Origin of the sequence: Chryseobacterium sp. AG844 (assembly GCF_003182335.1) — a bacterium.
Classification (GTDB): Bacteria; Bacteroidota; Bacteroidia; order Flavobacteriales; family Weeksellaceae; genus Chryseobacterium; species Chryseobacterium cupriresistens.
This window is the reverse complement of sequence record NZ_QGTV01000002.1, coordinates 288,345-309,824: the sequence shown is the minus strand read 5'-3', so window position 1 is coordinate 309,824 and position 21,480 is coordinate 288,345. Positions and strand designations below refer to the sequence as shown.

Below are 21,480 nucleotides of genomic sequence, written 5' to 3'. Positions count from 1 at the left end.
GGCACACTTGCCAGAACACTACCATCATACAATATTAAAACTAAAAAAACACTGCACACCCTATGAAAAAGTATATTCTTTCACTTGCGGTTGTATCACTTTTCTATACCCAATCTGACGCCTGTGCGTGGTCGGATCCTGATTATGATTACTTCAACCTTTTTACGCAAACCATCATCAAAGACAAGGCTTATCTTCCCTTCCTGCACAATTATTCAAGCAGATTTTATGGAGGATATAATTCTGCATTGATTCCTGATGATAATGTTGAAACGTGGAAAAAGTTTTTTAACAATCAGCTCAGTTATTCCGAAACCCAGAATCTGGTGTATAAGATCAGTATGAACGACCTGAATGCTTTAAAGAACGGAAATCCAACCAACCCTCTTTTACAAAAGCTAGGCACCGGATTTTACCAGAAATATAAGGAAGGTATTGATTATTTGATTGAAGCCAAGTATCTTGAGCCTTATATGAGCATCAATTATATAGAAAGTGAAAACTCATTCTATTACGACAGGGATGCCAACAGAAAAAATGCTACTGCTCTTGATTACCATAAAACAATTGCAGCCTTAACCTCTCTGTACAATGCAGCAAGAAATCCGGAAATCAAACAGCGTTACGGATATCAGCTGGTACGTCTGAATCATTATACAAGAAATTACGATTCTGCAGTACAGGCTTTCAAAACATATGTTGCACCCATCAAACTGAAAGGAACGGTCTACTTCATGTCTCTGGACCAATTGGCAGGAGCTCAAAGAGGACTGGAAATGAACAGTGATGCCAACTGGAACTTTTTTCAGGTATTCATGAACAGTAAAGACCGTAAGGAATCTGCTTTTGTTTCGATGAAACTTTCAGACACTGCCTCTTTCAGCAATATCATGAAAAGAGCCAATACGAATGAAGAAAAGAATATGGCTTACTTCCTTCTGGGTTATGAAGATTTCAACAATCCTATTCCGATGATGGAAAAGATGTATGAAATTGATCCAGATTCCGAGATTCTGAAGGTAATGGCTGCCAGAAGTATCAACGAGCTTGAAAGAAGCTATCTGCCTACCTATTACTACACTTCAGACGCTCAAAAAGCAACTACGAAAGAAAATTCAACGGATAACACCTCAAAAGAGACATCTGCAGATTCAACCAAAACTGAGGTGAAAGAAGAAAAGCTTTCTTTCTGGCAGAAAATTGTAAGGTTTTTTAAAAATCTTTTCGGTGGTTCTAAATCTGATAAAACAGGTAATAACGTTAAAGCTGATCAAAGTGACGATGAGCTGTTCAGTAATCCGGACAGAATCCCCTTTTATAACAGAACGGCTTATTATTACGATGAAAAAACACAGGATTTCCTTGACAGTCTGGAAAAATTCACCGATAAAACAAAGGAAAAGTCTAAGGATGAGTACTGGCAGATTGCAGACGCTTATCTTAAGTTTTTAAAGAAAGACTATAAAGAAAGTTCTGAAATTCTGAATGACATCAAAACCACCAATCCGGAATATCTGGAAGAGATCAAAAGAATGAAAGTTCTGAACGATATTGTTTCCCAGCCGAAAATTGATGCAGACTATGAAGACCATCTGATGAAAGAGTATGCAGAATACTTTGTAGAAAAAAAGGTAGAGAAAGATACAGCCACTACAGATAATTTCGATTATTATGGTGAAGTACCTTCAACGGCAGATTTCCTTAAGGATGTTATTGCGAACCGTTACTTCCTTCAGGGTGAGGACGGAAAATCATTCCTGATGAATAATAAGCTTTCGGATCTGCAGTATAATCCGAACTCCAGCCTGGTAAAAAGTGTGGAAGAATTTTACAGAAAGCCTGATAAAACCCAGTTTGAGCAGCAGATCATCGCCAAAAACATGGACAGCGTAGGTAATATTGATGCCTTCTTCAATACCATTTATGGAGACAGAGCCATGAGACTTGCTGATTTTGAAAAAGCTAAGGCCTATTATGAAAAAGCAAAAAGCTTTGCGGGTATTCCAAGACAAAATTATGAATGGACAGAAAAGAATGGCCAAACCATCACTCCAAAACAATACGCTCCTGCAGAATACGACGGATTCAAAAATATTTCAAATCTTGTATTCGGACATAATGTATGGGAAAGTTTCGGAAGCCCTGATACCGAAAGTATGAAAGCGGAAAATTACGCTGATTTCCCATTCATCAAAACAAGTATGAATAAACTTGAGCTGGCAGACGCTTTGATTCAGTTGAAAAAGATCGGAAACGGTACAGGTGAAAAAGCGGCAAAAGCCAATCAGCTGATCGGAAACTTATTGTATAATACTTCTATTTTAGGATATTACCGCGAATTGTTTGTTATGGATATCGACAACAGCAATGGTGGTAAATATGATTTCTGGAATACAGACAGAAAGAATCCTTATAAGTATTATTATAAAAACTTCCTTGATACTTCTTATATTGAACCTGATAATTTTGACCTTTCCATCAATTATTATCAAAAGGCGCTTAAGCTTTCCAATAATAAAGAAGAAAAAGCTAGAATCCTATTCCAGATGGCAAGTGCTGAACAAGGCAAATATTATCAATATGAAGCCAAGGCACCCAAGGATTTTGATTATTCTGATCCGAAATGGTCTGAAAAAGAAGATGCCAGACAAAAAGAAATGGACAATCTTAAAAACCAGAAGTACAGAACTTATTTTGCTCAGCTGAAGGCTCAGTATTCTGACACTGAAACTACCCGAAATCTGATGGGAAGCTGTAGTTATTTCAACTATTTTATGAGATAAGACAAACCATAAAAAAACCTCTGAATGATCAGAGGTTTTTTATTTTGATGGATGACCTGATTATTTTTTAACAAACTTAGTTGTACTCTTTTCTTCTTTATTATTGATGGTAATAAAATAGATTCCTTTCACAAGAGTTTTTAGATTAATTTTGCCGTCTCCAATAGTTCCCCTGGCAATGATCTGCCCCGGAGCACTGAAAATTTCATAAGAAGCGCTTGAAGAAACATTTGTGACGTTCAATACATCTTCTGCAGGGTTTGGATAGATCTTAACAGATTTCACATTCCCGGCTTCAGAAACTGCCAATAAACCGGATACGGTAGCCTGCTTCACAGCATAGAAAACATTTCCAATAGCAGAGACTCTCAGGTGAATCGTTTTTCCAGCTAAAGATGCCGGGATAAAAACATTCGCTGATCCGTTATTGGGAACTGATGCAGCCAGGTCATTCCAGGTTGCTCCGCCATCTGTTGTATAATCAATTTTTACGTTAGCTACATTATATGGAGCAGCTGTTGTTCCGGAAACAGTCCATGCAATTGCAGAGTTCACATTAGGTGTCAATGATGTTGTGTTTACAGTAAATGCCGCTGCAGAACCTACTACAATAGTTTGTGTGGCATAAGCTGTCTGGGCCTGCCCTCCTGGTTTGTTATCTCTTACCGTCACGCGGAAGTTTGTAATTCTTGCAACGGTACTAGCTGCTTCAAAATCTGCTGCTTTTTTTACTGCTCCTCCCAAGACCGTTGACAGCTTAGGAAAATATCTGGTAGGATTTGCAGCAGGTGCCCAGGATCTGAAATTGGCTCCAGTTGATGTACTACCTATAGCTGAAGCTCCAGTACTTGCACTCGATGATTTACCAATACCATCAACTAGTAAACTGGAATTTACCTGTTCCCAGCAGTAGGTTAGGGCATCACCGTCCGGATCTGTTGCTGATGCAGTCAGCACAAATGCGGTAGATTTCGGTATGGTATAAGTTGTATTCATGGCAGCTACAACTGGTGGATTATTGGTGATAGGTGTTTCCACATCAGCAGTTACTGCAGCAAGATTGGTCTGCACCTGGTCAATGCTTACGCTATGGAAATAGGCATCAGAATGTTGCTGAACATCTGTATTGGTCCCTGTAATTCCGGCATAGCCCATAATGGTAGATCCCGATCCTGGTTCCACATAGGTATTAGAGCCTGTTTCTTCATCATAACTGAAGGTATGATTATCCCCCAACTGATGTCCCATTTCATGCGCTACATAATCTATGTCGAAGTTATCTCCCTGTGGTATACCGTCTGCAGGAGATGTAAAACCGCTTCCTTTGTAGTTCTCCGGGTATGTATAAGCATAATAATTCCCTGTAGCATCCTGGCAATCACTTTGTGCAACGGTATAAGAAGTCGCGCTGATATCATTACTTCCAATACAGCCAATACAGCCTGCATTTCCACCACCACCTGTAGCGCCGAACAAGTGTCCTATATCAAAATCAGCATCTGTAACACCATACGCTCCTCCATGCAATGCATTCATCAATTCATAATTCCATTTACACATAAGGTCAGAGGTACTGTAAGGATCAGTAGATGCATTGGTAAAGATCAGATCCGGAGCATTGATTGCATTAACATGTACATTAAATTCTTTTTCAAATACACCGTTTACTCTTGATAAAGTAGCATTAATCTGGGTAAGTGCACCGGCAATACCACCAAAATAAGCAGTGTATTCACCTGTCACAGACATCGCTAATCTTAAGGTATGAAAAGTTTTATTACCAGATTTTGCTGCACTACCTGCATTTTTCATTTTTTGAAGATTGGCAACAGATTCTTTATCTTCTTTGGTAGAGCAGGCAAATGCATGTCCGCTTTTATTAGTCTTTCCATGTACGGAATAGTAGGACTTATCAGATGTTGCCGGTTCTATAAATTCATATTGGCCGTCGGCACCAATGATCATAGACTGAAAATCATTGGGAGCAACACTGAACCTGATATATTTGGTTGGATCATCCACTCCGATCCCAACATAGGAACCCAACTGGTATTTGTTAGCCAGAGTCTCATCCATTACCGGAAAGCTGTTGACTGTAAATTTCTCTATTTTCCCATCAAGAGTAGGAATATTAATGGTGATGGGAGAACCTTCGCCTATTTTAGAAGCTCTTAGCAGCTGTGTCCTTATCTGGCTAATATCAAGCTGGTAGTAAACAGAATGATCACTCTTTTTTATTATTTTTTGTTGAGGCAGCCCTCTGTTCCATTGGGCATTTGCAGATATTGCCAACAGGAATACCGGCAAACAAAATAATTTTGTTTTCATATGTTTTTTTTAATAAAAGTAGATATTTATCAAAAAAAACACTAAAAGCATGGCGGAAAATTAAAAACAAACATTAAAAACACCATAATATGAATAGAAAAATTAAGAATATATCACAATATTTCACATATTCTGAAAATTTTTAATTAATCCTTTTTTTGTTTCTGTATCCATTCTTCATGTTTTCTTTTGAAGAATTCATATTTATAGTCATGGTTTCTTTCCGCAGCATCAATAGAATGAGAAGTATGAATATCCGTCTCTTTTTTGGCCAGATGTCCTAGTCTTTCATAATAAACGTGAAGCTGATCAAGTTCTTCTTCTGTAAGGTCTTCAATATCCACAATACGATTGCTTGCTTTTTCATGAGCAGCTATAAGTTCATTCAGCTTAATCTGTATCGCTTTGGAGTCTTTATTCTGCGCTTTCTGAATCAAAAATACCATCAGAAAGGTAATGATGGTAGTTCCGGTATTGATCACCAGCTGCCAGGTTTCGGAATAATCAAAAAAAGGTCCGGTTACTGCCCATATTACTACAATAATAAAAGCTCCTATAAAAGCATATGGACTTCCTGTAAATTTTACAGCCCAGTTTGAAAATTTTTCAAAAAAACTATGGCTTTTTTTTCCCATAACCGTCATTTTATAGATTGATTAAATGTATAAAATTAACAGGAATCCGGAATAATAAATACTAAAAAACATTAAGACAAAAGTTCTGTCTTAATGTTCTTTGAATTAAAATTGATATGAATGATTGAAACTAAATTATTTTATTTTTCCTGAGAAATGCTTTTCAAGATTTTGTTTTTCTTCTGCTATCATACTCTTTCCGACCTGTCCAGGTGAAAAAGTTTTTGGATAAGAGGTATTGTACCAATGATCTTTCCAGGGAGAAATATTACCCCATGAATATATACTTCTGGGATTTGTGTAATGTCTTTCTATATTTTCTCTTGCTGTTTTCAGTTCCTCTTCAGACAGATGTTCTTCGGAACATGAAGTTAAACCGGCAATGGCAATAAATACTAAAAATACTATTCTGGCAATTTTCATAATAATTTTTTTGTGTTAGAATTTATAGTTTACCTGTACAGCAAAGTTTCTTGGCTGGATCTGATCGATATATCCACCTCTGAAATAGGAACTGTAGCCTACACTATCAAAAATATTATTAAAGAATACTCTTATTCCCATTCCATTTTTCAGGGTATACCCTGCCTGGGCATCTACTGTAGTATATTCCGGCATATCGAAAGGTTTGTCTCCGGGTTTCACACTGTTCAGGTGTCCCGCTGTAAATGTTTTCTGGGTCCATTCGTCAACCGGTCTTTTTCCTACGTAATAAATTCCTGCCCCTACATCAAGTCCTGCTAAAGTACCTTTATTGAATTTATAATTCAGCCATCCGTTTGCAGTATGTTTAGGAGCATTCATTGGTGCGGATCCGTTAATATAAGCAGGGCTGTCCTGATATTGAGCATCCAGATATGCCCACCCCGACATCACCTGAAGGTTGGGAAGAATTCTTCCTATCAATTCTACTTCAACTCCTTTTCTTCTAAGATTTCCTGCAAGACCATACATCGTTTGTTTGTCGATCACAACAGGGTTATAATTTTCGTCAAGAATAGTGAACGAAAGGTGATCTGTTTTAATATCGAATACAGTAACGTTAAATCTTAAACGCTCATTAAACCAGTCTGATTTAATTCCTGCTTCCCATTGTTTAGTCATTGACGGGCCTACTCTTCCACCCTCTAAAAGGAGGTTATTAGAAGATCGTAAAGAGGTTGTTGTAGTATATGATCCAAATACATTAACATTGGGAAGTGGAGAAATAATCAATCCGAAATTAGGATTCCATGTATCTACAGATTCATTGGTGGATCCGTTTAGTCTGCTGTAACGAAGCCCCAAATGAGCTTTTACATATTTCCCGATAGCCATTACATCCTGAGCCATTGCTCCGATACTTGGTGTCAACACAGCATTTGATCTTCCCAGGTTTTTATAGATGACATTTACCGGAAGCTGATTGGGAATACTTCCGTTCACTACGTCAAAAATATCAAGCGGATTGGCTGCATAAGTTATATTATCAATTTTTGTAGCACGTGCCGTAATTAAATTTCCGGGTGCAATTGAATTTTTATAGGCTTCGTAAGTTGTGGATGAAGTTTCTGTTTCTCTCCAGTCAAAACCAACCTGGAAAGTATGGTTGATAAATCCTGTCTTTATTTGCTCTCCTATGAAGTCTAACTGTAATACTTTGTTGATATCTTCTCCCTGTGACTTTCCTATAGTACGCTGTCTGATATTATAGTTGGTTTCGCCGGCCGGTAGTGATACGGAAGAAGCTTCAGAATCCGTATTGCTAACAGAATTAACAAAAGCAGCTCTCACTTTAAATTTATCTGTAAGGTTACGTACGATGGTAGTCGCAAAGTTGAATGTCTCTGTTTTTGAATAATCAGATGTATATCCTAAAAACTTCCCTTTCGGCATATGATATAATGCTTCAACAGTTCCCGGAGCAAGATTGATTGTTCCTCTGTCCGGTGTCCTTCTATCATGAAGATAATCCATTTCCACATTGATTATTGTTTTATCATCCGGGCGGAAAGCAACAGATGGATTCACATAAATTCTTTCTCCCTGCACGTGGCTTCTGAATGAATTATTATTCTGATATGCTCCGTTGAATCTTACAGCTACCTTTCCCTGGGAATCCAATACTCTCTGGAAATCTACTGTAGGTCTGTAAAAATCCCAGCTTCCATAACGGAATCCTACATTAGTCTGGTCAATAAACTGAGGCCTTTTTGTTACCACATTAATTACACCTCCTGCAGATCCCAAACCATTTCCGATCCCCTGACCAATAGCAGCGGATCCTTTGATGACCTGAATGCTTTCTACTCCCTGCATATCCGTAATCATTCCTGCAGTACGGAAATCTGAATCCAGCTGAACTCCGTTTTTCAGTACAGGAACTCCACGATATCCTCTGATGGACATACTCTCATTTCCTCCGCCATAGCTTGAAAATAAGGTTACCCCCGGAACGTTTTTGGCAACATCAGTAACTGTAAGTGCTCCTAATTCTTCAATGGCCTTATGGGAAATTACAGAAATACTCTGAATCTGATCTCTGGTCTTCAATGGCAATCTGGTAATTGCGTCCAGCCCTTGCGGCTGTTTCTTTTTCTCACCAAATAGTTCTACTTCTTCAATTTTTTTGTGTTTAACTGAATCATTTACTTTCTGCGCATTGGCCAGAACCCCACCCAATACAAGCAGAGAAAAGGATATTACTTTATTCATCTGATAATTTTTTGCAAAATTATTATTTTTATTAATTCTAAATAAATAAAATAGTGTGACATATGTCACCACGAAAAGCCCTGATAATATCAGATCATTAATCCCATCTGGAGACTCATTACAATCATCAAACAGATCTGATCCATTATTAAGACAAATCTTTTAAAGTTTTTTTATGATTACAAAAAGTATAATTCAAAAAAAAGCAGATTTGATGTATTACAAATCTGCTTTTTGCTATTGATGCGGTTATATAAAATAGCATGTACATAAAAAAATCCGTCCCTGAAAAGGAACGGATTGTATAATCATTGCAAAGTATGCATTTATCACACTTTAATTTCAACGTCTACACCTGAAGGAAGTTCTAATTTCATTAGAGCATCAACAGTCTTAGAAGAAGAAGAGTAGATATCCATTAGTCTCTTGTGAGCTGAAAGTTGGAACTGCTCTCTTGCTTTCTTGTTTACGTGCGGAGATCTCAACACTGTGAAGATTCTCTTATTCGTTGGTAATGGAATAGGACCGTTTACAACAGCACCAGTAGCCTTTACCGTTTTTACGATTTTCTCAGCAGACTTGTCTACCAAGTTGTAATCGTAAGATTTTAGTTTTATTCTGATTCTTTGTGACATTTCTTTAATTTAAAAATTAACCTTTTGCTTTAGCTATGATTTCTTCAGCAACGTTTTGTGGAGTAGCCTGGTACTTCTCTAATTCCATAGAAGAAGTAGCTCTTCCTGATGAAAGTGTTCTTAGAGTTGTTACATATCCAAACATTTCAGAAAGTGGAACAGAACCTTTGATTACAACAGCTCCGTTTTTCTCTTCCTGCCCACTGATAGTACCTCTTCTCTTGTTAAGGTCACCAATGATGTTACCCATATATTCTTCCGGAGTTACAACTTCCAGTTTCATAATAGGCTCCATAATTACTGGCTTAGCAGCACGTCCCGCTTCTTTAAATCCTAATTTAGCAGCCATTTCAAATGAAAGAGCATCAGAATCCACCGCGTGGAAAGATCCATCTTTAAGAACCACTTTAATACCTTCAACTTCGAAACCAGCCAATGGACCGTTCTTCATTGCAGCTTTAAATCCTTTTTCAATTGCAGGAACGAATTCTCTAGGAACGTTACCACCTTTGATCTCATTGATGAATTCTAAACCAACTTTACCTTCGTCTGCAGGTCCTAGTTCAAATACAATGTCAGCAAATTTACCTTTACCTCCAGATTGCTTTTTGTAAACTTCTCTGTGGCTGGCAACTTTTGTTAAGTTTTCTTTGTACTCTACCTGAGGTTGTCCCTGGTTTACTTCAACCTTGAACTCTCTCTTCATACGGTCTACAATGATATCTAAGTGAAGCTCACCCATACCAGAGATGATCGTTTGTCCAGAAGCTTCGTCAGTTCTAACAGTAAACGTTGGATCTTCTTCAGCCAATTTAGCTAGAGCGTTACCCATTTTATCCTGGTCAGCTTTAGTTTTAGGCTCAACAGCGATACCGATTACCGGATCAGGGAAAACCATCGATTCAAGAACGATTGGGTTTTTCTCATCACACATCGTATCACCAGTTTTGATAGACTTGAATCCTACCGCAGCACCAATATCACCCGCTTCAATATATTCTACCGGGTTTTGCTTGTTAGCGTGCATCTGATAGATTCTTGAGATTCTTTCTTTATCTCCTGAACGGGAGTTCAAGATATAAGAACCTGCATCAAGTCTTCCAGAGTAAGCTCTGAAGAATGCTAATCTTCCCACGAACGGGTCAGTAGCAATCTTAAATGCTAAAGCTGCGAAAGGCTCATCTACAGATGGCTTTCTTGTAATTTCAGCGTCTGTTCTTGGATCAGTACCTTTGATATCATCTTTATCCAATGGAGAAGGTAGGTATTTACATACTGCATCCAACATAAACTGTACTCCTTTATTCTTGAATGAAGAACCACAAGTCATTGGGATAATAGATAAATCGATAGTAGCAGCTCTCAATGCAGCATTGATTTCTTCTTCTGTAATTGAATCCGGATCTTCGAAGAATTTCTCCATCAAAGTTTCGTCATACTCAGAAACAGCTTCTACAAGTTTCTCTCTATATTCAAGAACTTCATCTTTCATATCTTCAGGAATTGGCACTACTTCGAAAGTAGCTCCTTGTCCTGCTTCATCCCAGATGATCGCTCTGTTTTTAATTAAGTCAACAACTCCTTTGAAATCTTCTTCAGCACCGATTGGTAAAACGATTGGAACTGCGTTAGATCCTAACATTTCTTTAACCTGGTTTACCACGTTAAGGAAGTCAGCACCTTGTCTGTCCATTTTGTTTACGAATCCCATTCTTGCAACTTTGTAGTTGTCAGCAAGTCTCCAGTTTGTTTCAGACTGAGGCTCTACTCCATCTACTGCAGAGAATAAGAATACCAATCCATCCAATACTCTTAAAGATCTGTTTACCTCTACTGTGAAGTCAACGTGTCCCGGTGTATCAATGATGTTGAAGTGGTAAGGTTTAGTTTCTGGTAAAGCTTTTCCTTGATCTGTTGGAAAGTTCCAAGAACAAGTGGTAGCTGCAGAAGTAATAGTAATACCTCTTTCTGCTTCCTGCTCCATCCAGTCCATTGTAGAAGCACCATCGTGAACCTCTCCAATTTTGTGGTTTACCCCTGTATAGAATAGAATCCTTTCTGTAGTGGTAGTCTTACCTGCATCAATGTGAGCAGCGATACCAATATTTCTTGTAAATTTAAGATCTCTTCCCATTTCAGATTAGAATTTGAAGTGTGAGAAAGCCTTGTTAGCTTCCGCCATTTTGTGAGTATCAGATTTCTTTTTGAAAGCAGCACCTTCTTCTCTTGAAGCAGCTACAACTTCGTTAGCTAATTTCAAAGCCATAGACTTATCATTTCTAGCTTTAGAATACTTGATTAACCATTTCATTGCCATAGAAATCTTTCTGTCAGCTCTGATTGGCATAGGGATCTGGAAGTTAGCTCCACCTACTCTTCTAGAACGTACTTCTACGTGAGGCATTACATTTGTAAGTGCATCTTTCCAGATTTCAAGTGCAGTTTTTTCGTTATCTCCTTTTTTAGTTTCTACAATATCTAATGCATCATAGAAAATTTTAAATGCGATTGACTTCTTACCGTCAAGCATTAAGTTGTTTACGAATCTCGTTACCAATTGATCATTAAATTTCGGATCTGGTAACAACGGTCTTTTTTTCGCTTTTGTCTTTCTCATTGCTTTTGTACCTTATTTAATGATTATTTTTTCTTTCCTTTTGCAGGAGCAGCAGCTGCTTGTCCTGGTTTAGGTCTCTTAGCTCCGTACTTAGATCTTCTCTGAGTTCTTCCATTTACACCAGCTGTGTCTAATGCACCTCTTACGATGTGGTAACGTACTCCCGGTAGGTCTTTCACCCTTCCGCCTCTAACCAATACTATCGAGTGCTCTTGAAGATTGTGTCCTTCGCCCGGGATATAGGCATTAACTTCTTTACCGTTAGAAAGTCTTACCCTTGCTACTTTTCTAAGTGCAGAGTTAGGTTTCTTCGGTGTAGTTGTATATACTCTCGTACATACACCACGTCTTTGTGGACAAGAATCAAGGGCAGCCGATTTGCTCTTCTTGGCAAGCGTGGCTCTTCCTTTTCTTACTAATTGTTGAATAGTAGGCATTTAATTGCTTTTTATTTTAGGGTGCAAAAATAGTAATATTTTTTTAATCTGCAAACACTTATATAAAAATTAAAATCAAATACTTACATCAAAAATAGAAGACGTTTCGATATAACATTCAAAGAAGTATAATATACATAAGGAAAAGAGATAGAAAAGAAACTTTTTTCCAAGCTTAAAAAATGGGTATTAAATAATTATGAATTTATAATTCTAAATCAGATCTGTAAATCATAATCACATACCCGATATATCCAAACTATATTTAAAAACTTTCTTATAGTTATGATCTATGAATAATCCAACGAGTTCGGCACGATATTTCGTAAATTTGGGATATACAATGATAAACACAGCAATCATCATTAAAAAGCTTCATATTCTACTGAATCGAAGTGGTGATTGTATCACAATTTAAAAATAAATATATACATATGAAAAACGCAAGTATTATCGGTCTTAAAGAAGCCGACTGTAAAAACATCTCAGAAAAATTAAATGTACTATTAGCTAACTATTCAGTATTCTACCAGAACACAAGAGGTTCTCACTGGAATATTAAAGGTGATCAGTTCTTCACCCTTCACCCGAAGTTTGAGGAATTGTACAATAGCCTGGTCTTAAAGATTGATGAGATTGCAGAAAGAATCCTTACGTTAGGAGCTACTCCTGCACATAATTATTCAGATTACTTAAAGGTAGCAACCATTAAAGAAAGTAAAGAAGTAACGGACGGTACCAAAAGTGTGGAACAGATTCTAAGTTCATTCAAAGTAGTAATTGACCTGCAGAGAGAACTTTTAGATATCACAGATAAAGCAGGAGACGAAGGTACGAATTCGCAGATGAGCGACTATATCACCGAGCAGGAGAAAGAAGTTTGGATGTACAATTCCTATCTTGGAAAATAACTCCATCCATAAGCATGGAAATATTTCAAAAAAATCGCCTTACATTTAGGCGATTTTATTTTTTATTTTTATATTTGCGTTAAAATTACACATATTATGAGCGACGTCAGATTAAACTCTATCCTTGATAATGATTTCTATAAAATAACCATGCAGAATGCTGTGGTAAAGCTATTCCCGAGTTCTATCGTAAAATACGAATTTATCAACAGGGGAAAACACCACTTTCCGGAAGGGTTTGACGCTGCTTTAAGAGAAGCTGTCAATAAAATGGCCGAGCTTAAACTTACGAAAGATGAAAAAAAGTTCATGGCAAGAACATGTCCTTATATAGATCTGCCCTATCTTGATTTTTTGGAAGGTTATCACTATGATCCTTCTGAAGTAAAAATCCATCAGGAAGGAGGTGATCTTTCTGTCATTGTTGAAGGGCTTTGGTACAGAACGATTCTTTGGGAAGTTCCACTGCTGGCATTGATCAGTGAACTGCATTACGAAATGAACCACATGGAAAGAGATTCCAACGAGGTGGTAATGAGCAAAACGATAGAAAAAGCAGATTCATTGGGCAGACTTGGAGTAACATTTGCAGAATTTGGAACGAGAAGAAGACACTCTTATAAGGTACAAAATCTGGTGATGGAAGCTTTAACCCAGAAAAAAGAGTCTACTTTTATCGGAAGTTCAAACGTACATTTTGCGATGAAATACGGTGTAAAACCTATCGGAACGCATGCTCATGAATGGTTTATGTTCCATGCTGCCGAATATGGATTCAAAATGGCCAATGAGTTGGCACTGGAACATTGGGTAGATGTTTACAGAGGTGATCTTGGAGTAGCTTTGTCTGATACTTATACCACAGATGTATTTTTCCAGCAGTTTGACAAAAAATTTGCTAAGCTTTTTGATGGCGTTCGTCATGATAGTGGAGATGCTCTGGAATTTGCAGATAAAACCATTGCTCACTATCAAAGAAATGGGATCAATCCGATGTTTAAATATATTATTTTTTCAGATGCATTAAATCTTGAAAAAGTAGAGGAAATTACCAATTATTGCAGAGGAAAAATTGGCATCTCATTCGGAATCGGCACCAACCTTACCAATGATGTGGGATTGAAGCCCATGAATATTGTAATGAAACTTATTGGTGTACAAGCTCCCAATAAAGAATGGATTCCTACAGTAAAACTTTCCGATGAGCATGGTAAATATACCGGAGATCCAAAGATGATCGAACTGGCGAAAGAATTTTTAAGAATAAAAGATTAGTAACCTCATCAGAACAATTAGATATAAGCCTCGAAATCATCGAGGTTTTTTAGTTTCATAGTGACATTTGAAATTCAGTTTTCAGAAATCTATAAGGATTTATTATATTTATCAAAATAAAACAAGATGAAATCAAGAACTTTACTACTCGCAGGTCTTCTCCTATCAACATTTTCCTTTGCTCAGGAAAAGAAAGCAGAAAAGCCTAAATACAACCAGGAACTGGCTACTTCTTTAGGTGCTGACAAATATGGGATGAAACCTTATACGATTGTTATGCTGACAACAGGTACCACGAAAATTGAAGACAAAGCTAAAATTAGCGAACTCATGAAAGGGCACATGGCCAATATCGGTAAACTGGCCAATGAAGGCAAAATTGTTGTTGCCGGACCTTTCCTTGAAAAGAATAAGGAAAACTACCGTGGCATGTTTATTTTCAATACCAAATCTAAAGAAGAAGCTGAACAATGGGTAAAAACAGATCCTGCAGTTCAGGCCGGTGTATTCAGCTATGAAATTTTCCCTTGGTACGGCTCTGCAGCGCTGCCATTGTATCTTAAACATCATGATGAAATCTCGAAAGAAAATCCTTAAACAAAACACAGCGCAAATACTATTTGCATTTTTTTCATTATCATTAATGATAAACTGCAAAAAACAACCTCCTATTTTTGAATTTAACATTGAAAAAGTTGACAAAAATATTGTTGATGAACTAAAAACAATAAAATTACCTCCCGCAGGATTATTGTACAGCGATACAATATACGAAGTTTGGAAAACCTGTTCAGGTGAATGGGGTGGTACTGTTTATTTTAAAAATAAAAAATCAGGGAAAATCTACAATGCAACAGCAAGTTGTCCAGTTTCCGTAAATAAAATTAATAATACATATTATCTCTCGAATTCTATGTCACATCTTTCTGGAAATTCTGAAATTCTGCAAATTGCTGATCCTGAAAAGATGGAACAAGTTACAGAAATTCCCGTTCATGGTCGTGGCGTTAGCACAAGAGCATATGAATCTCAATCATTAAAGGGAACAAAAAAAATAGTCGGTTGTTTTGAAACCCTACTTATGTCAAGTTTTGTGTATCAACAAAAACTATATTCAATTTTATCCCATAACGACTCCGGTAAAGTTACAATTTCGGAACTCCGGGGAAATAAATTCTATTCCATACGGGAAATTGACAAAAAGTTTTTTTCTGACAATCCTTTAATTATAAAAAAGTCAGAAACTTATCAGAAAATTTACTTTCAGCAACCCAATCCGGGGATTCTTGAAATTAATAAAAATAAAATCAGATTTATATCTTATACGAAGAGTAAAAAATAAAGGCTACTTTTAAAGCAGCCTCCTTATTTTTTATAAATCAAAACAGATAAATGGTTTTCTTGGCGGATAGCAGCAATAAGGGTTGCTGCAGAATGTGTACCCTGCCGGACATCCCCCATCTACAGGTGCTTCACAGGCTAATGCTGTACCTCCTAAAACAGTCTTTAACTCTTTTCTGTTTAAGCTTTTTAAATTTTTCATGATTAATTTAGTTTAATTTGATTTCCTACTCTTGAAGATTTTCGGATTCCTCTTTATTATTTCTCTTCATCTGGAAATAAATATACAATTTATTTTTTAATTCATTAAATCTCAAACAATTATACTTAAATAAATTAAAAATTTTAATTAATACACTTTGTTTCTATGAATTAATTTAACTATTTTAGCTTATTGACAATTAGCATTATTCAACTAACTACCAATAAGTTAACCATCAAATTAATACCATAATTAAAAATAAACTCATGAAAAAATTAAACATTACAAAACTTTCGAGAAGAGAGCTGAAAGATGTATTCGGCGGAACACTGTACCCGGCAGAATGTCCCGGAGGATGCCCTGGTGAAGGCATTATCAGATGTCCTGACGGTACTACCACAATGACTAACTTTATATGCATGGGAGGAACCTGCCAACCGGCTGCCATGTGCAAGCCACTGATTCTTGAACCTTTTCCAGATCCGATTATCATCACTGATCCGGTTACCATCACCCCATAATCAGAATGAACCATACATAAAGTGAGCTTTGCGGCTCACTTTTTTAGTATCTTTAAATAACAAAAAACCATCATGAAAACCATTGACGAAGTTCTTAAAAAACTGGATGAAATTATTATCTGGTGTAAAGAAAACAAGAGTCCGGCAGGATATTTTGCCTGTACCTACAGAATTATGACCGCACAGGTTCTGAAAGGAATTCAGCAGAAAAAATTTGAAGATAATCCCAGAATGACATTGCTTGATATTGCTTTTGCACAAAGATATCTTCAGGCGTGGGAAAGCTACAGTAAAAATGAAAGATGCACCAACTCATGGTACATCGCTTTTGAAGCTGCTAAAAACAGGAATATTTTAATATTACAGCATATATTTCTTGGTATGAATGCTCACATCAACCTGGACCTTGGTGTTTCTGCCGCTTCTATTATGCCTTACCGGAAAATAAACCCCTTGAAAAAGGATTTTGAAAACATTAATAATGTCATCGCTTCCATTAATCAGAATGTACAGAATTCGCTGAACAAAATCTGTTATCCTGTAGATCTTGTTGACCAACTCTCCAACGGAAAGGATAATGCTGTCCTTGATTTTGCCATATCCAAAGCAAGAGACACTTCCTGGGCAACGGCAGTCATTGCCTCCAATACGCCGAATTTTTTAAAAGAATCTGTGATTGGTATTGTAGATTATGCCGCTGCAAAAGTTGCCACCCAAATTCTGAATCCGAAAATCCTCACTCCTTCCCTTTTAAAAGAACTTAAAAATTGTGAAAGCAGTGATGTGGTAAAAAATATTGAAATTTTAGAATCTACAAAAAATTCATAACAAAAAAGCCGGGATCTTCCTCACGGATCCCGGCTCATAATGAACAAAATAAAAGAAACTATATTGCTTCCTTATGCTTTTTACGGTAGGCATAATGGAAAATAATTGGTAACACAGTAAATGACAGCAGCATACAGATAATCAGTCCTCCTACAATCATAATGGCTAAAGGTTTCTGAATTTCCGATCCCATTCCATTCGACATGGCTGCCGGAAGAAGTCCCATAGAACCCATCAGGGCGATCATCACCACCGGACGTATTCTGCTTTTCACTCCCTGAGCTATGGATTCTTTGAGTGACATTCTGTTTTGCAGATTTTCTTTCATCACTCCAATGAGTACAATACCGTCTATGGTAGCCACTCCAAACAGGATGATAAATCCGATTCCCGCTGAAATTCCGAAGATGGTTCCCGTAAACCAAAGGGATAAAAACCCTCCGATAAATGCAAATGCGAGTGTAATGGATGAAATCAGCGTATCTTTTATATTTCCGAAATTAAAGTACAACAGCATCAGAATAAGAACTAAAGAAATCGGCACTACCATGGCCAGCTGTTTTGCAGCTCTTTCTTTACTTTCAAACTCTCCGGCCCACGTCATTTTATGCTTTTTTGGAAGCTTCACTTCTTTATCTACTTTCGCTTTGGCTTCTTTAATGGTACTTCCCAGATCGCGTCCTTCAATATTAAATCCTACTCCGATATATCTACTGTTTCCTTCACGGTAAATAAATGATGGCCCCGTATGATAATCAATGGTTGCAATTTCTTTCAGCGGAACTTTTTTATTGTCCTGAGTCGGGATGAGAATATTTCCCATCTTTTCAGGCGTATCTCTGTAATCTTTTTCAAACCTGAGCATTACGTCAAACATTCTTTCTTCTTCGTAAAATTTGGTGGCTGCCTGACCTCCGATTGTCATTTCAATCACAGCCTGTGCATCTGCTGTGGAGACTCCATATTTTGCCATTTTGGAATCGTGAAGCTGTATTCTCAATTCCGGAAGTCCGATATTTTTGAAAACATTCACGTCCGATATTCCCGGAACGGTTCTGATGGAATTAGCTACTTTATTGGCGTAATTTTCCAGCTCAAATAAATCATTTCCGAAAATTTTAATAACCAGCGGAGCTTTTACTCCTGCCACATATTCTTCCACGTTATCCTGTATCGGCTGGCTGAATCCAAAATTGATACCTGGAAATCTCTCAAGGGAGATTCTCATTTCTTCAAGAAGTTCTTCTTTGGATATTTTTTTCTTCCATTCATTTTCCGGTTTCAGCTGAATATTAAATTCGATATTAAAGAACCCGGTGGGATCGGTTCCGTCATTGGGACGGCCTGTCTGGGTCATGACAAATTTTACTTCATCATACTTCATGAGAATTTCCTTCATTTCTTTAGTCAGTCTTACAGATTCATCCAGATTGACACTGTTGGGAAGTGTCGCTCTTACATAGATAGCACCTTCGTTCAGTTTGGGTAAAAACTCGGATCCATAATTGGAAAATCTCCATCCACACACGGCAAGCAAAGCAACGAAACCAACAATGAATCCTTTTTTATGGCGGTCACTGAATTCGTAAATTTTATAGATATTAACTCTGAAAAATCTTGAAATAAAGTTTTCTTTCTCTTCAATATTTTTTGTCAATAGCAGTTTACACATTGCCGGAACGTAGGTCAAACTTAAGATCAATGATCCTAATAATGCATATCCCAGCGTAAATGCTAATGGAGAGAACATCTTACCTTCTACTTTCTGGAAAGAGAAGATAGGCATCAGGGCAACGATCAGAATCAGTAGGGCGAAGAAAATATAGCTCGCTACGCTTCCCGCACTTTTCTTGATGATTCCGAGTTTTGAAATTTTATTGAATCTGCGCAGTCCTATCTTTTTCGCTTTAAGTTCGAGGGCGACAAAGACATGTTCCACGATAACCAACGTTCCTTCCAGAAGCAATCCGAAATCCAGCGCCCCCATGGAAATAAGGTTGGCCGGCAATCCCTGAATTTTCAGCATAATAATAGCGAACAGAAAAGCCAAAGGAATTACTGATGCCACGATGAAAGTTGTTCTCCAGTTGTAAAGGAAAATAAATACAATGATGGAAACCAGAATGACTCCTTCAATAAGGTTTTTAGAAACCGTATGCACTGTAGTATTCACAAGCTCCGTACGGTCGATGATCGGAACAATCTGGACATCTCCCGGCAGTTCTCCTCCGTTCAGTTCTTCTATTCTATCTTTCAGCCTTGCAATGACTTCACTTGGATTTTCACCCCGAAGCATAATCACAATTCCTTCTACAACATCATTGTCTTTGTTGTATCCTACCTGTCCCAATCTAGGTTTTGCAGAAACTTTTACTTCCGCTACGTGTTTCACCAAAATAGGGGTAGAACCTTTTACCTCGATCTGAATATTCTCAATATCTTCTTTCTTCTCTAAAAGACCGATCCCCCGCACTACATAAGCCTGATCACCTTTTGCTACTACATCTCCTCCTACATTGATATTACTCTTCGAAACCGCTTCATACACATCCAGGGGGGAAAGGTCGTAATTGTGTAATTCCGTAGGATTAATTTTTATTTCATATGTTTTTTCTTCTCCACCAAAGCTTACCACATCCGCAACACCGGGAACGGCAAGCAATTCTCTTTCTACTACCCAATCCTGAATAGCGGTTACTTCTTTGATGGGAAGTTTACTTTTTATAATATATCGGTAAATTTCACCTGTAGCACCGGACGGAGGCTCAATGCTGTATTCTGCTCCGGCAGGAAGTTCTACATTTCCCAGTTTATTGGAAGCATATTGCTGGGCATAAAAATCATTGACATGATCATCAAAAATAACCGTCACCACAGACAATCCAAATAAGGAAATGGAACGCACCGAAGTTTTATTCGGGATGGCATTCATTTCCTTTGAAATAGGTAATGTGACGAATTTCTCTATTTCTTCAGCACTTCTTCCAGGCCACTGGGTAATCACTCTTACCCTGGTATTGGTAACATCCGGAAATGCTTCAATGGGGGTATGCAGATAGGAATAGATTCCTCCGGCGAGCAATAGAAAAGTTCCCAAAAGAACAATCAATGAGTTTCTTAGTGAGAAGGAAACTATATTCTGTACAAATTTTCGCATTACTTCGTGGAATTATTTAATTGGTTTTTCAGGTTTTCATAGATCAGCAGTCCGTTGGAAGCAATGACATTTTCACCTGGTTTTAAATTGCCTTCTACATAAATATACTGGCTGTTGGAAGCAATTTCTGTTACCGGTCTGATTTCAAGCTCACAATCTTTTTTGTAAACCACTACATAACTCTGGTTGTTATCAAAGATTAAAGCCTTTGCCGGAATAGCCAGTGCGCTTTTGTTTTGTGAATTAACTGGTAATACAACATCTGCAGACATTCCCGGCCTTAGCTTCATTCCGTTATTATCCATAATGATTTTGGCTTTGAGTACTCTTTCATTTTCATTGAAAACCTGAGAAATATTGTTGATCTTCCCTGAAAAACTGTCATCAGGATAAGCAAGCGTTTTTACCACGACCGGCTGATCCACATAAACGTGTCTCATATTGGTAGCATACACATTGGCCATTACCCATACCTTATCCAGATTGGAAATGGTAAACAATTGATCTCCTCCGGCAGTAACAGGCATTCCTTTTGAAATATTCTTTGAAATCACATATCCGTCCGCAGGTGCTTTTATCTGAATCGTGCTTCCTCCTGCGGAATACAGCTGCATATTTTTCTGTGTTTTGGAAATATTGGATTGCAATATGGCCACCTCTGATCTTGCTTCCTGCAAATCTTTCTGGGAGGCAATATCATCTTTATACATGGCTTCTACGGAAGACAGTTTTCTTTTTGCAACAGCCAGCTGCGCCTGAAGGGTCCGGGTATCATCCTGCATTTCGTTAACGGCCGTACTTTTTACACTAGCCAGCGTTTGCCCTTTTTTCACATAATCACCAAGAGAGAAATAGGTATCTATTACTACTCCGTCTACAAGACTTACAAAAGGAACCGTTTTATCGGAATTACTTTCCACTTCCCCGGTAAGCGTAATACTTTCTTCTATGGGAAGCATTTCAGCTTTGGCCAGTTTAATCTCTTGTTTAAGTTCTTTGCTGATGCAATAGGCTTTTTCGGTTTTTTTATTTTCTACTTTTTCGGCACAGCCTGTAAAAATGACGAGGGCAGACAGGTAAGCCGCAGCAATGTATGGGTTCATATTCTTGTTCATA

18 protein-coding genes are annotated in these 21,480 nt (G+C 37.6%); 7 read left to right on the top strand and 11 right to left on the bottom strand.

The annotated features are described in order from the left end of the window. The first annotated feature begins 62 nt into the window (after positions 1-62). On the top strand, positions 63-2,783 hold the full coding sequence (locus DEU40_RS03435) for a hypothetical protein (protein ID WP_110008542.1): 2,721 nt from the start codon (positions 63-65) through the stop codon (positions 2,781-2,783). A 60-nt stretch (positions 2,784-2,843) separates the two neighbouring features. Here DEU40_RS03435 and DEU40_RS03430 read toward each other — a convergent pair whose 3' ends face one another. From DEU40_RS03430 to rpsL, 8 genes are all read right to left on the bottom strand, one after another. After that, positions 2,844-5,111 carry a zinc-dependent metalloprotease gene (locus DEU40_RS03430; protein WP_110008541.1) on the bottom strand — a complete coding sequence of 756 codons (2,268 nt, stop codon included), beginning with the start codon at positions 5,109-5,111 and terminating at the stop codon, positions 2,844-2,846. Positions 5,112-5,257: 146 nt separating this feature from the next. Continuing rightward, positions 5,258-5,755, bottom strand: coding sequence for a low affinity iron permease family protein (locus tag DEU40_RS03425; protein WP_410493745.1), 498 nt, complete (start codon positions 5,753-5,755; stop codon positions 5,258-5,260). Between the two features lie 126 nt (positions 5,756-5,881). Continuing rightward, on the bottom strand, positions 5,882-6,169 hold the full coding sequence (locus DEU40_RS03420) for a hypothetical protein (RefSeq protein ID WP_110008540.1): 288 nt from the start codon (positions 6,167-6,169) through the stop codon (positions 5,882-5,884). 15 nt (positions 6,170-6,184) lie between these two features. Further along, a complete protein-coding gene (locus tag DEU40_RS03415) occupies positions 6,185-8,440 on the bottom strand; it encodes a TonB-dependent siderophore receptor (protein WP_110008539.1) in 2,256 nt (751 codons plus the stop codon). A 329-nt stretch (positions 8,441-8,769) separates the two neighbouring features. Beyond that, a complete protein-coding gene (rpsJ, locus tag DEU40_RS03410; RefSeq protein ID WP_002661363.1) occupies positions 8,770-9,075 on the bottom strand; it encodes a 30S ribosomal protein S10 in 306 nt (101 codons plus the stop codon). Positions 9,076-9,091: 16 nt separating this feature from the next. Next, positions 9,092-11,209 (bottom strand): elongation factor G, encoded by a 2,118-nt coding sequence (fusA, locus tag DEU40_RS03405; protein ID WP_110008538.1) that lies wholly within the window; start codon positions 11,207-11,209, stop codon positions 9,092-9,094. 6 nt (positions 11,210-11,215) lie between these two features. Continuing rightward, a complete protein-coding gene (gene rpsG, locus DEU40_RS03400; RefSeq protein ID WP_062673583.1) occupies positions 11,216-11,692 on the bottom strand; it encodes a 30S ribosomal protein S7 in 477 nt (158 codons plus the stop codon). Between the two features lie 23 nt (positions 11,693-11,715). After that, complete coding sequence (rpsL, locus tag DEU40_RS03395) at positions 11,716-12,129, bottom strand: 30S ribosomal protein S12 (RefSeq protein ID WP_002983146.1); 414 nt, start codon at positions 12,127-12,129, stop codon at positions 11,716-11,718. A 434-nt stretch (positions 12,130-12,563) separates the two neighbouring features. Here rpsL and DEU40_RS03390 point away from each other — a divergent pair, with 434 nt between their 5' ends. The 4 genes from DEU40_RS03390 to DEU40_RS03375 all read left to right on the top strand — a co-directional run bounded on the left by DEU40_RS03390 (position 12,564) and on the right by DEU40_RS03375 (position 15,657). Continuing rightward, entirely contained in the window at positions 12,564-13,040 is a 477-nt protein-coding gene (locus DEU40_RS03390) for a Dps family protein (protein WP_062673577.1), read from the top strand. 96 nt (positions 13,041-13,136) lie between these two features. Beyond that, complete coding sequence (gene pncB / locus DEU40_RS03385; RefSeq protein ID WP_110008537.1) at positions 13,137-14,315, top strand: nicotinate phosphoribosyltransferase; 1,179 nt, start codon at positions 13,137-13,139, stop codon at positions 14,313-14,315. Positions 14,316-14,441: 126 nt separating this feature from the next. Next, on the top strand, positions 14,442-14,912 hold the full coding sequence (locus DEU40_RS03380) for a YciI family protein (RefSeq protein WP_110008536.1): 471 nt from the start codon (positions 14,442-14,444) through the stop codon (positions 14,910-14,912). Further along, a complete protein-coding gene (locus DEU40_RS03375; RefSeq protein WP_110008535.1) occupies positions 14,884-15,657 on the top strand; it encodes a hypothetical protein in 774 nt (257 codons plus the stop codon). The genes DEU40_RS03380 and DEU40_RS03375 overlap by 29 nt, the downstream gene beginning before the upstream one ends. 30 nt (positions 15,658-15,687) lie before the next feature. Here DEU40_RS03375 and DEU40_RS22310 read toward each other — a convergent pair whose 3' ends face one another. After that, positions 15,688-15,858, bottom strand: a complete 171-nt coding sequence (locus DEU40_RS22310; protein ID WP_171006288.1) for a bacteriocin-like protein — start codon at positions 15,856-15,858, stop codon at positions 15,688-15,690. Positions 15,859-16,124: 266 nt separating this feature from the next. Between DEU40_RS22310 and DEU40_RS03370 the strand changes: the two genes are divergently transcribed. Beyond that, entirely contained in the window at positions 16,125-16,379 is a 255-nt protein-coding gene (locus DEU40_RS03370) for a hypothetical protein (RefSeq protein ID WP_110008534.1), read from the top strand. Positions 16,380-16,451: 72 nt separating this feature from the next. Then, complete coding sequence (locus DEU40_RS03365) at positions 16,452-17,207, top strand: DUF5995 family protein (protein ID WP_110008533.1); 756 nt, start codon at positions 16,452-16,454, stop codon at positions 17,205-17,207. Positions 17,208-17,265: 58 nt separating this feature from the next. Here DEU40_RS03365 and DEU40_RS03360 read toward each other — a convergent pair whose 3' ends face one another. Continuing rightward, entirely contained in the window at positions 17,266-20,364 is a 3,099-nt protein-coding gene (locus DEU40_RS03360; protein WP_110008532.1) for an efflux RND transporter permease subunit, read from the bottom strand. Next, on the bottom strand, positions 20,364-21,479 hold the full coding sequence (locus tag DEU40_RS03355) for an efflux RND transporter periplasmic adaptor subunit (RefSeq protein WP_110008531.1): 1,116 nt from the start codon (positions 21,477-21,479) through the stop codon (positions 20,364-20,366). The genes DEU40_RS03360 and DEU40_RS03355 overlap by 1 nt, the downstream gene beginning before the upstream one ends. Between the last annotated feature and the right edge of the window lies 1 nt (position 21,480).